At 62.3% G+C, this 12,879-nt stretch carries 9 protein-coding genes; 7 read left to right on the forward strand and 2 right to left on the reverse strand.

Annotation, left to right across the window (positions count from 1 at the left end):
* The first annotated feature begins 6 nt into the window (after positions 1–6).
* The 4 genes from ACZ41G_RS03960 (at position 7) to ACZ41G_RS03975 (ending at position 3,699) form a co-directional block, all read left to right on the forward strand.
* Complete coding sequence (locus ACZ41G_RS03960) at positions 7–1,278, forward strand: ABC transporter permease (protein ID WP_464146117.1); 1,272 nt, start codon at positions 7–9, stop codon at positions 1,276–1,278.
* A complete protein-coding gene (locus ACZ41G_RS03965) occupies positions 1,265–2,545 on the forward strand; it encodes an ABC transporter permease (RefSeq protein WP_464146119.1) in 1,281 nt (426 codons plus the stop codon). The genes ACZ41G_RS03960 and ACZ41G_RS03965 overlap by 14 nt, the downstream gene beginning before the upstream one ends.
* Before the next feature lie 43 nt (positions 2,546–2,588).
* Positions 2,589–3,119, forward strand: coding sequence for a GNAT family N-acetyltransferase (locus ACZ41G_RS03970; protein WP_464146121.1), 531 nt, complete (start codon positions 2,589–2,591; stop codon positions 3,117–3,119).
* Between the two features lie 169 nt (positions 3,120–3,288).
* Positions 3,289–3,699 carry an arsenate reductase ArsC gene (locus ACZ41G_RS03975; RefSeq protein WP_464146123.1) on the forward strand — a complete coding sequence of 137 codons (411 nt, stop codon included), beginning with the start codon at positions 3,289–3,291 and terminating at the stop codon, positions 3,697–3,699.
* Positions 3,700–3,875: 176 nt separating this feature from the next.
* Here ACZ41G_RS03975 and ACZ41G_RS03980 read toward each other — a convergent pair whose 3' ends face one another.
* Complete coding sequence (locus tag ACZ41G_RS03980; RefSeq protein ID WP_464146125.1) at positions 3,876–4,685, reverse strand: carbon-nitrogen hydrolase family protein; 810 nt, start codon at positions 4,683–4,685, stop codon at positions 3,876–3,878.
* Between the two features lie 79 nt (positions 4,686–4,764).
* On the opposite strand from ACZ41G_RS03980, the gene ACZ41G_RS03985 reads away from it, so the two are divergent.
* From ACZ41G_RS03985 to ACZ41G_RS03995, 3 genes are all read left to right on the forward strand, one after another.
* Positions 4,765–7,293: a TerB N-terminal domain-containing protein gene (locus ACZ41G_RS03985; RefSeq protein WP_464146127.1), complete on the forward strand. Its 2,529-nt coding sequence runs from the start codon at positions 4,765–4,767 to the stop codon at positions 7,291–7,293.
* Complete coding sequence (locus tag ACZ41G_RS03990; protein ID WP_464146129.1) at positions 7,278–8,738, forward strand: ATP-binding protein; 1,461 nt, start codon at positions 7,278–7,280, stop codon at positions 8,736–8,738. Before ACZ41G_RS03985 ends, ACZ41G_RS03990 begins: the two co-directional genes overlap by 16 nt.
* A 93-nt stretch (positions 8,739–8,831) precedes the next feature.
* Positions 8,832–11,255: a DEAD/DEAH box helicase gene (locus tag ACZ41G_RS03995; RefSeq protein WP_464146131.1), complete on the forward strand. Its 2,424-nt coding sequence runs from the start codon at positions 8,832–8,834 to the stop codon at positions 11,253–11,255.
* A gap of 94 nt (positions 11,256–11,349) precedes the next feature.
* On the opposite strand, the gene ACZ41G_RS04000 is transcribed toward ACZ41G_RS03995, so the two are convergent.
* On the reverse strand, positions 11,350–12,831 hold the full coding sequence (locus ACZ41G_RS04000) for an ATP-binding protein (protein ID WP_464146133.1): 1,482 nt from the start codon (positions 12,829–12,831) through the stop codon (positions 11,350–11,352).
* Positions 12,832–12,879: the final 48 nt, after the last annotated feature.

Below are 12,879 nucleotides of genomic sequence, written 5' to 3' on the forward strand. Positions count from 1 at the left end.
ATCGTCATGTGGCATACCTTCGTCATGGAGCTGAAAAGCTCACTGCGCACACCCGCCGTCCTGTTCTGGATGATTGCGTTCCCTGTCATCCTTGCCACGCTCATCCAAGGCGTATTCGGCACCATCGCCTCCGGCGACGTCACCCTCGAGCCGGCACCCGTGGCCGTGGTCTCAGACACGGCTTGGAACACCAGCCGTGGCGCGAACACGTTCGTCAACGCGTTCTCGGCGTCAGCAAGTGAATCGTCAACATCTTCGGGCTCATCGACCGTCACCGGCAAGAACAGTGGTATCGCACTGTTCAAGCGGATCGACGCCGCAAACGTGGCCGAAGCCACAACGCTCCTGCGTCAAGGCGAGGTGCTCGCCTACCTGTCAATGCAGGATTCCGGTGATTTGAGACTCACGCTCTCGCAAAGAGCCGCCACGGATATCGCCCAGACCAAGTCCGGCGGCTCCGACGGGCAGGCATGGTCACTGATCACCCTCGGCACGCTGGTCGAACAGTACAACGAACGTTCGCGCATTGTCACACAGGCAATCGTGCAGGCGGCCGCCAATGACCCGTCGAAACTGACGGACAGCGCGTGGATCGCCGCTCTGGCGGGAGCAAACTTTGAAGAGATCACCCGACAGGCATCCGGCATCAGGCATGCCGACGGCATGGTGCGCTACCATGTCGCAATCCTCGCGATGAGCATCCTTATGGCCATGACCATGACCTGCAACATGCTCAGCGCTCTGCAAGCCAATCTCTCGCCTTTGGGAGCGAGGGTCAGCGTATCCCCGTTGTCGCGTCTCGCGCGCATCGGCGCGGTCATGCTGTCCTCATGGCTGGCGACTTTCCTATCCATGCTTATCGTCTACGCGTATATGCGCGTGGTCTTGGGCGTGTCTTTCCCGGGAAGGGAAGAGCTCGCGATCCTCGCCATCGCGCTCGGCTCCTGCATGGCCAATTGTCTTGGTCTGGCGCTCGGTGCAATCCCGGTCATCTCGCTCGGTGTGAAAAGCGGTATCAGTGTCGCTTTCTCCCTGGTCCTGTCGATTTTCACCGGACTGTACGGCAACATGGCCTTCGCGGACAGTGTGCAACGCGCCGTGCCGGCCCTGCAATACCTCAATCCCGCCAAACAGGTGACCAACCTGTTTTACGACCTGCTGTATTACGACAGTCTCGTCCCGTTCGCCCGCACTGTAGGAGTGCTCGCCGCCATGTCGGCGATCGCGTTGGGGGCGGCCGCATTCGAACTGAGGAAGGTGAGCTATGACCACCTGTAAAGCAGCATGGCTGGTTCTGCGCGCAAACATGTTCCAACTACTGGTCTACCTGCTGGCGACCGGGGTCATGGCCGCCATGCTCAGTATCGGCATCGGACTCGCCTCCGACGACGATCAGACCAGCGCCTATGAGCCGCCCGCAGCATCCCTGGCGATTATTGACCGTGACAGCGCCGGCGGTCACGCCACAGGCGCCGCACTGCGTTCGTATCTCTCGTCCTCGGCAGACATCGTTGACATCGAGGACACTACGCAGGCCATCCAAGATGCCATCGCCACGGACTATGTTGATGTGATTATCATCGTCCCGCAAGGCTATACGGCATCGTTCACCAAGGCGGCGCGAACGCAGGGCACTCTGCCCGCGCTGAGCCTGGCGGGTGCAGGGAATGGCACTGATTCCAACGGTTCTGCGGCGGCGCGGATGCTCACCATCCAAATCAACGGGTTCCTCGGATCACTGAAATCAGCCATGCTTGCCGGCCAAGACGCATCGCTCGCCCAAGCAGCCGCCACCGTGGCCAAGGCGCGCGCGGAAAGCGGCCAGTCCGTCCAAGTGGCTGCGGCTGCCCCAAGCCACGCGCATGGCTCGTCAGCCGCAGGAAGTCTCACTCCGAGCGGCCGGGTCTTCGCCGCGACCCTCGCTACCATGCTGTACCCGCTGATGCTCAACATCGCGTTCATCATGATTGTCATCATCACCGCGTTCAACAAGCCGACCACCATGCGCAGGGTCGGCGTGTCAGCCGAACCCGGCCATGCCATCTGGGCACAGGTGTTGCTCGTCTGCTGCGGCGCATCCGCCGTGGTATGGCTGTGCTGCATCGGTGTCGCCATCGCCTGCTCCGCAGTCTGCCAGGGCGGCCTTGCCGGCATCGGGTGGCGGCCATTGTTGTTCTCGCTTATCGGCACGTTCGTATTCTCCTTGACGGTCAGCGCACTGGGGTTCCTCATCGGCCAATGCCGGGTTTCCACCGCCGCGATGAACGGCATCGTCAACACCGTGACGCTCGCCTCCGCGTTCCTGTCCGACGCGTGGCTGCCGCAATGGCTCATGCCCTCATCGTTGCAAGCGTTTGCACGCCTACTGCCCGGCTGGTGGTACGTGGACGGCGTGTATGACGCGTTCGGCGGGCAAGGCAGTGCCATGACCGGCACACCCGACATGAGCCGGTGGGCTGCCGCAACCGGTCTCATGGCATTGTTCGCGCTCGCGTTCATCGTGGCGGGCCTGGCTGTCTCGCGGTTCGCCGCAAGACGAAAATGACAGTGGGACTGCCATGACCCCAAGGCGCGATACCATTGGCCGCATGAGCACACTGACGCCATCGTTCACCCTGCTGCCGATCCGCACGGCAACCGTGCAGGATCTTGACGCCCTCGACCGGCTCGAACAGATATGCTTTCCGCCGGCGGAGGCGGCCAGTCGCGCGTCAATCAGCAGCCGGCTCGCGGTATTCCCCGACCATTTCTGGCTGTTGGAAGCCCAACACGGCCTTGACGGCGGCACACGGCTCGTGAGCTTCGTCAACGGCATGGTCACTGACCAGCCGCATCTGCTCGACGAGATGTACGACGATGCCGGCATGCACGATCCCCAAGGCGCGTGGCAGATGATCTTCGGCGTGGACACTCACCCGGATTACCGACGTCACGGCTATGCGGGACGCGTGTTGCGCCACGCAATCGAAACCGCACGCGAGCAAGGCCGTCGCGGAGTGGTCCTCACCTGCAAGGATCGGCTCGTACAGTTTTACGCAGCCTTCGGTTTCCAAGACGAAGGCATGTCCACATCCACACACGGGGGAGTGCCCTGGCATGAGATGCGCCTGACCTTCTGAGCTGCGGTCCTGCCTGTGCCGGCCGACAGGTAACCGGCGGCAACACCGCGCACCGCAATCAAACAGCACCGACACCACTGCGACAGACCACGCACGATTGCTAATTGCTAATCACTAATCACTCATCACTCATCATCAACCGTCAAGAAGCCAGAAAGCCAAGGAACCGATGACACTGCCCAAAGTCGCATTCATCTGCACTCACAACTCTTGCCGCAGCCAGATTGCCGAAGCATTGGGCAGGGCGCTCGCCGCAGACGCGTTCGAATCATGTTCCGCCGGCACCAGCATCAAATCCGAAATCAACCCGGACGCCGTGCGACTCATGCGCAGCCTGTACGGCATCGATATGCTGGCGAACGGGCAGCATCCTAAGACACTCGACCAGCTGCCGCCGATCGATGTCGTGGTCACCATGGGTTGCGGTGTCGCCTGCCCGGTGCTGTCCGCCAGCTCGCGTGAAGACTGGGGGCTCGAAGACCCGACCGGCAAGGATGACGCCGCCTTCACCGCCACGATCCGTGAAATCGAACGCGATATCCGTAATCTACGCAGCCGGCTACTGCGACACGAGGCCTGACGCCAGCATCCGCCGAACCGCGAACCTCAGCCGCCGGCATACAGCCTTGAGCCTCGAGCCTCGAGTCTCCAGCCTCGTGCCTCATAGAACGGTCGCAAACGTTTTCAAACGTGATTCAGCGTACGCAAACGTTTCCACTGTTTAGATCAGACGTTTCCTCACGCATGAAAGTGCGTTCAGGCGTACAATCCCGGCCGCCGCAGACTCGTGTACGGCTTGGCGTTCCGCATCGCCTTGGCCGCGTCAAGATTGATGTCGGAGGCCAGCAGGCAAGGCTTCTCGCCGGCGAGCGCCAACACTTTGCCGTCTGGCCCGACGATGACGCTCCGCCCGTCGAAACGCATCGCATCCTCGACGCCGACACGGTTGCACATCGCGATATTGACACTGTTCTGGAACGCCTGCACGCGCACCTCTTGAAGGAACATCTCCTCTGGTTCGGCGCTCGTGTTGGCAGTGGGGATGACCACGAGGCCGGCACCGCGCAAGGCGAGCGTGCGGATCGTCTCGGGGTAGTGGCGGTCGAAACACACGCAGACGCCAATCGTGCCGAACGGCGTGTCGATGACGCGGATCGTATCATCCGGCGCGTAATAATCCTGCTCGTAGAAGCATTCCGCCTGCGCGACATGCACCATGCCTTGCCGGCCGAGCAGGCTGCCGTCGGCGCCGATGACGAGCGTGGTGTCGATCCTGCGGCCGTCTGGCTCCATAAGATACGCGTTCGGGCATGCCATGATCCGCCTGTCCGAACACGCCTTGCGGATCGCTTCGATCGCAGGGTCGTCGAGCCGCATCGTGTACCCGCCCGCGTCGAGGGGAGAAGACGATGCCGGGTATTGCGGGAAGAACGGGGAGAACTGGATTTCCGGGAAGACGACCATATCGGCATGGCTGCGGGCAGCGTCGGCAATCATCGCAAGGCTTGTCTTGAGATTGTCTTCGATGCTGCGGGTCATGCCCATTTGTGCCAGCGCGATTCTCATACCGGTATCGTATCGGCTGTGATGCGGCTGCTACAACGCCCGTCTCACACGGTGAGGCGTCCACGCTAGACTCGGCGGTATGGCATTAACGGGCGGAACACGGGATTCCGTGCAGGAGATTGCACGGTTTGCGCTACAGCGGCTGCATACCCAACCCCGCCCGGGCGGGCGAGTGCCGGGAAGCCTGGTTTTCGACCACCCGGCGACCGGCAGGAGATACGCCATGCTGATCGGCGGGCATGATCTCGTCGTGCGCTGCGAGTCATCGCATATCGCGTCGTTGCTCACCCTTCCGGGGTTTGGGCCGACCATCAAGGCCGACCATGACACGTGGATGTTCATCAAACTTGATGGGACGGTTGATCTGCCAACCATGGCCGACTATCTGACGTCATCCTACGCGATGGCATCCCTGCCCGCAGAGGGTGCCTCCGTGCAAGCAACGCGATTCTCGGCGCCCGAAACGAAAACGAACCCTATAGCGACGCTGGAAGACCCATCGCAGCAATCCGTCTCGACGGATGATGCCACCTCGACGCGGGTGCGAATGCATGACACGGTGTACACTGACACGCCTATCCCCATAAAACCCGCCGCATCGGGCGCTCCCGCATTGGACAGGACCGTTGCGCCCGGCGTTTTCGGGCGTGTCGAGGATGCCGGTAGCCAGCCTGCCAACACTCACCGCCGTCCGGGCATCCAGCCCGGCGGCTACGAACCGTATCCCGATTCCGCAGATACCGGAACGGTCTACGGGCGCAACGACTCCATCGCATCCGAAACAACCCAGCCCGCACACCCGAACCAGCCCGCGGGGCGAGCCATACCACGGCCGTACCGCGACCAGCCCATCATCATGCCCGAGGAATCAGACCTCGCCGCACGCCCGTCTCGCCCAGTGCGCCCTCTGCGCCCGGCCCGCCCGACTACCACACGGCAAAGCAACTCCCGGCAAAGCATCCTACCCGCCCGCCTGCGCCGCATGCGAGCCATCCGCGCCCACTACACTTTCCGCGACGTGACGCTCGGCCGCGCCCTCGACTTCTATCTGCAAGGCGCATCCGTGGCCGACTACCGCGACGACTACGACTGGCACGGCATCTTCCGCTGGCAGCACCCCACCTACCGGGATATGGACAACCACCAGCTGCGCGGATATTTCGCCTGGCGCACCCGGTTCCTTGACCGCACCGACCAGGCAGACCACCCGGACCGGACCAGAATCGACGGCGACGCCGGCCCCACCCCGCGCGAACGCGACTGGTACGACACGTGCATGGCGTTCTCCAAAGTCCGCGCCTACGAAATCATCTGCGGCATCGCACCCGACGCCGACCAAGGCTTCCGCCAACTCGCCCGCATCACCCACGACTACGCCTGGCAGGACCGCCGCTACGCGGAAACCATCGACATGTGGATTCGCGACTACCTCATCGACCGCAACCTCACCGCATACATCAGCGAGGACACCTTCCCAGTCATCGCCTACGACGAGATGATCGACACCCTCACGCACCCCGAGTCCGCCAGCGACGAAGACTACCTCAACGCGGTCACACACCTGTCCGGATACCACTTGAACACCTCGGCATTCGTCAAACGCCACGCCGACATCATGCGCTACTCCCTGCGCCGTATCTGCATAGCCATTGACGAACACTTGAAAACCCGCGCCTCCAGCCTTGCCGACACCTGCTTCGGCCCACTGCCGCAAGAAAGCACATCCCTGTTTTGGGATGCAATCTACCTTGACGCGCAGCGCTACCAGCCGCAGCCCGACTACGGGCTCATGCGCCTGACCAGGCATGAACCACAAACCGTGACCATCGACCCCATCCGCTACTACCAGTGGACCCCCGAGGACGGCTGGCACCTGCACGCCTACAACCTGAACGGCTCCATAAATCGCACATTCGGCGACATCACCCGCGAAATCGACAGGCAACTACGCCTGTACCACCACTTCGGCCACCCCATGAAAGCGCCCGCATCAGGCAGTCTCGCCGCAAGCCTGACACCGGTCATCACCCGGACAATCGAGACCATTGAACACGAACGCGAAGAAGCCGCCCGGCCACATATCACCATCGACATGCAGGCGCTCGCCAGCATCCGCCACGACGCCGACCTCACCCGGGACGCGCTCATCGTCGACGACCAAGACACGCCGACCGAACCGACACCGAAAAACCGCATGAAACCGCCAGAAAAACAGGCATCCGCAATGCAGCAGGCTGAACAGGCGGAACATCCGGCAACCGAAAAAACGCCTGTGCCCGTACCCGTTCCCGAGTCCATACCGACACCGGCTCCCGCCGTGACTCCAGCAGACGAACCGGCAACGCCCCCGGCTCCCGCGCCCGTGCACAAGCCGGTACCGCAAGACGACACCACGGACCCCGAACACTTCCTTGTTCGCTCACTGCTCAACGACGAACCATACGAGGACGAGCTGCGCCGCCGGCACGAAAGCCTGAGTATGCTGGTAGACCGGATCAACGAACGCATGATGGACGAGATCGGCGACACCGTCATCGAATTCGACGGCGACCGGCCCGTTATCATCGAAGACTACGAAGACGACCTGCGGCAATGGCTGGCACGCTAGCCGCACGCCACCATACCAACGTGAAGGACGCGCACATGGACCATACCGAATCGGCAGCCAACACCCCTGACAGTGCGGAAGCAGGGCAGACTACGCCACGCCGACAAGTCCCCAAACGCATCGCCGGAGTCATCATCAACTCCCTCAAAGGCGGCGTCGTACCCCGCATCGGCCTGCCCTACATCACCGTCGGCCGCCGCCACGAAATCGAAGCGATCCTCCACGACGTCGACATCATCGAAGGCGGGGGAGCAGCATTCCGCTTCATCGAAGGCCGCTACGGCAGCGGCAAAAGCTTCCTCCTACAAGCCGTCCGCACCCACGTCATGGACCGCGGCTTCGTCGTTGTCGACGCCGACCTCTCCCCGGAACGCCGCCTGCAAGGCACCAAAGGGCAAGGCCTGGCCACCTACCGTGAACTCATGCGCAACATGTCCACCAAAACACGGCCGGAAGGCGGGGCACTCCCGCTCATCCTCGACCGGTGGATCGCCACCGTACAAACTGACACCGCCGCCGCGCTCGCCGGCGAAACCGGTGCTATGCCCGGCCCTGACGACCCTGAATTCGCAGCCCGCGTGGACCAAACCATCGCCGAGACCATCGCATCCATGCAGGACATGGTCCACGGCTTCGATTTCGCGCGCCTGCTGACCATGTACTACCATGCCAGCCAACAAGGCGATGATGAGACCGTGGGGCGCGTCCTCAAATGGTTCCGCGGCGAATACGCGACCAAGACCGAGGCGCGCGGCGAGCTGGGCGTCGGCGTCATCATCGGCGACGACAACTGGTACGACTATCTCAAGTTGTTCGCCGACTTCCTCGTCAAGGCCGGTTATCGCGGGCTGATCGTCATGATCGATGAACTGGTCAACATCTACAAAATCCCGAACGCCATCAGTCGGCAGAACAACTACGAGAAGATGCTCACCATGTACAACGACACCATGCAGGGCAAGGTGCATCACTTGGGCATCATTATGTGCGGCACCCCGCAGTGCGTGGAGGACCGACATCGCGGCATCTACAGCTATGAGGCGCTGCGTAGCCGGCTCGCCGACGGGCGGTTTTCCAAGGAGGGGTCACGCGACCTGTTGGCCCCGGTCATTCACCTCGACCCGCTGGGACCAGAGGAGATGCTCGTGCTCGCGGGCAAGCTCGCCGATATTCACGCCCGGCTCTACGGGTATGAGCCGGTATTGGGCGATGACGACCTCGCGATGTTCATACGCGTGGAATATGAGCGGGTTGGAGCGGATTCGCATATTACACCGCGCGAGGTGATCCGTGATTTCATCGAGCTGTTGGACATCCTCTACCAGCATCCCGACAAGAAACCCGCCGATTTGCTGGCATCCGACGAATTCTCCTACGCGCAGGGCGACCCGTCCGACGGGATGAGCCCGCAAGCGGGCGGACAGTACGCCCAGTTCACGATCTGAACTTCTCACACCTTGGCAAGGCTGGTGTGTAACTGATATGGAGAACAGATATACAGTAGGTTGTCGTCGGTAAGGCAATAAGGCGATGAAGCAATGAGCAAAGGAGAGCCGCGCATGGACGTGTTCAACCGGTACGCGCCGTTCATCCAGGACACGATTTACGAGCACGGATGGCAGAGCCTGCGCGGCGTGCAGGTCGCGGCGGGTGAGGCGATTTTCGGCACCGACCAGAACGTGCTGCTCAGCGCCTCGACCGCATCCGGCAAAACGGAGGCCGCGTTCTACCCAATCCTCACCCTCATGGCCGAAGACCCTCCGGCATCGGTCGGTGCGTTGTATATTGCCCCGCTCAAAGCCCTGATCAACGACCAATTCGACCGGCTCAACGAAGTGTGCGCGCAAGGCGATATCCCTGTATGGCATTGGCATGGCGACGTTTCGCAATCCCACAAGCGCAAACTCATGAAACACCCCTCGGGGATTTTGCAGATCACGCCCGAATCGCTTGAGGCGATGCTCCTGCACCGGCATGCGGCCATACCCGCGCTGTTCGGCGACCTGCGGTTCATCGTGATTGACGAACTGCACGCGTTGATGCGCGGCGATCGTGGTGGGCAGACCTTGTGCCTGATTGAACGGTTGTCCCGCATGGCGGGCGTCAACCCGCGCCGCATCGGGCTGTCCGCCACCATCGGCGACCCGAAGCAGGCAGCGCAATTCCTGAGCGCAGGAACCGGCAAGGGCACGGTTGTACCGAATATCGGCGCCAGTGGCCAGACCTGGCGGCTGTCCATGGAGCATTTCTTCAATAGCGGCCCGCAAGCTTCGCAGAGGGGACTACGCATGCCGGCATTTGCAAGCAACCCTCATGCGGTTGACGGCGAAACCCGACCATTGTTGGAACAGACGGAAGCAACGCTTACCGGTGAAACCCAACCTGAATCCTCTATGGAATCCCCGCTTGAATCCCCGCGCGAACGGCAAGACAAGTCACTTACCGGCCCGATCGCCCAATCCGAACCCGCCTCGGACTCCGCCCCGCAGTCCGCTGACCCTGGCATCGGCTACATCTTCGAACACACGCGTGGCCGCAAATGCCTCGTATTCTGCAATTCCCGCGAGGAAGCCGAAGCCGTGACCACCACCTTGCGCCAGTACTGCGAGGTACGGCATGAGGCGGACCGCTTCCTCATCCACCACGGCAACCTTTCGGCGCCCATCAGGCAGAGCGCCGAAGAGGAAATGAAGGACGAGAACAGCTGCATGACCACCGTCACGACCGCGACCCTCGAACTGGGCATCGACATCGGCCGGCTCGAACGCGCGTTCCAAATCGACGCGCCATTCACCGTCTCCTCGTTCCTCCAACGCATGGGACGCACCGGCAGACGCGACCAGCCGCAGGAAATGTGGTTCGTCATGCGTGAGGATCCGCCGCAATCGCGCGACATGGCGCCGGATATCATCCCGTGGAAACTCATCCAAGGCATCGCGCTCATCCAGCTGTATGTGGAACGCCGCTGGGTGGAGCCGCCCCGGCTTGACGGCCTGCCCTACAGTCTCCTGTACCACCAGACCATGAGCACGCTCGCCTCTTCAGGTGAGATGACGCCTGCGCAACTGGCGTCCCAGGTGCTTTCGCTCGCCGTGTTCAAACGCGTCACGCAGGACGATTACCGGATCCTCCTGCGCCACCTGATTGGAATCGACCATATCGAGACCACTGAACGCGGCGGTCTGATCGTCGGCGTGGCAGGGGAGCGCATCACCAGCAACTTCAAGTTCTACGCGGTATTCCAAGAGAACGAGGAGTACAGCGTACGCAGCGAATCGCAGGAGATCGGCACACTGGTGGCTCCGCCTCCCGCCGGCGAGAAAATCGCCATCGCCGGGCACGTATGGGTGGTCGACGAGGTGGACCGCAAACGGCATATCGTGTACTGCACCATGGTCAAAGGCAAAGTGCCTGCCTATTTCGGCGACGTGCCCGGGGATATCAACACAGTGATCCTCGAACGCATGCGGCAGGTGCTTCTGGAGCCGCCGGAAACCACCTACCCGTATCTCATGCGCAACGCCGCGGCCAGATTGCAACAGGCGCACGTTGACGCGGCGGTCATGGGGCTCGCCGACCAGCCGTTGCGCCACCTGGGCGGCAACATGTGGGCGCTGTTCCCTTGGCTCGGCACATACGCGTTCCTTGCGCTTAAGCGCCTGCTGCTTCTGCGGTGCGCGCCAAGCCTCGGGCTCAAGGGCTTGGAGGCCTTCTCGCCCTACTACATGACCTTCACCATGGACGCCAACGCGCAGGCGTTCTACGCGGCGGTTACGCAGGCCGCCCGCGAACTTACCGACCCACTGACGCTCATGTACCCCGACGAGATCCCGGATTTCAACAAGTATGACCGCTTCCTGCCGCCGCAACTGGTGCGCAAGGGCTTCGCATGCGGCGTGCTCGACCTTAACGGCATGCGGGAGCGCGTACGTCAGTGGGAGCGATTCGTCCGCAAGCCTTGATGCTTTGCACACGGTTGCAGCCGATGCCAAACGTGCTTACAACGCTGTCTTTCCAAGCCCGTTGCGGTCGATTCGTCAATTCGGCAATGCCTTCTCACCGCCCGCGCAGCCGGTAGCGTTTGGTCCCGTCCTCGGCCGCCGGATGCGCCTGAGCGACCTCCCCGGCGCGCACGAGCTCGCGCAACCCGGATGCCACGGCGAGCGGCGTCAGATGCAGTTCGCGGATGATTTCCTTCGCACTCATCGCCGAATGGCGTTCCAACAGGTCCAGAATCGCCCGGGAAACCTCGGATGGCGAGTCAACGGTATGGAGCTTGCGTTTCGTGAATGTCATCGTGAACATGCCATGCTCGTTGCGTGCCGCCGCCGGTTCGATACCCGCCTCACGCAACTGGGAGAAGATCTGCCGGAACCCGTCGCCTTCGGAGGCCACGACCATGCCGCCGCGCGGTGACGGCGTGAGTTCGAGCAGCGTAAACAGGAACTGGTTACGCGTGGATGTCATCGTCGGCCCGTCGCCCTGGGGACGTTTGGAAAGCACCTCCTGCGTGACGGTGCCGTACAATCCGCCGGGATTCGTGATGGTGATGCGGTCGGTGAACACGTTGACATGCACGGGCGTGCCTTGCGCGTCGGGGGAGTAGTCGCGGTGGATGAGCGCGTTCGCAATCGCCTCGCGCAAGGCGTCCGGCGGGTATTCGGGTTTGCGCGCGCCGATCCAGCGCATCAGCGATTCCGTGGTGTCCTCAATCATCACCGGAATGGAGCCGACCACATGCTGTGTCGCAATCAGCGATTCGTCGCCGCGGAACACGTCATCGGCGTTGGTGCCGGGAAACACCGCGACCGACACGCCGAGCCGCGGATAGTATTTCTGCGGGTACCTGCCGAGCGCAAGCAAACCGGCGAGTGTGGGGCGCAGCACGCCGCCGACCCGGGAGGCGTCACTGTCGTCGTGGCGTAACGCCTGCAAATCGCACAGCACCTGTTCGTCACTGCGGTCGGTGAACACATGCGGGTGCCGTTCGCGCGCATTGCCGGTCACCGCTTGGACCAAGTCCGGATCGAGGTCATCGATAGTCGCTCGCGGAACAAGATCGAGATCATACGTGGGCTGGTTGTGCTCCTCGATAAGCCGGTCGACCTCATAGGCGGTCATATGCCGGTCCCCGTCACCTGTACGGATGAACGACCCATCATGCGGGCCGAGCGCGGTGATGAAACACGGTTTGAGCCGCGGCTGCATCTCGTCTACCCGCGCGAACACCAGGTTGGTTCCCTCGAACGGGCAGGTGACGATTACCGGGCGCACCACCGGGGTGAGCCGCTCGCACGCCTGGCTGAGCGCCTCCTGCATGGCGCGCGCGTTGAACCCCTCGACCGGCGTGAACCCGTTCTTCTCCGACAAGCCGAGAATGATCCAGCCGCCGGAACCATTGGAGAACGCGGACAGCGTCTCGGTGATGGTCGAGGACATCTTGCGCTTGCATTCCTTGACCTCGCACTGCTGGGTGTCATTGCCGATGATGCGCATCAGACCGATGAGCTCGGTCATCGTGCTCGTGTAACGGTCCATAAGGCTTCCCTTCGCCGCCGGGTGTACCCAGGTACCATCATTGTCTCA

The sequence above is a fragment of the Bifidobacterium porcinum genome (genome assembly GCF_055378475.1).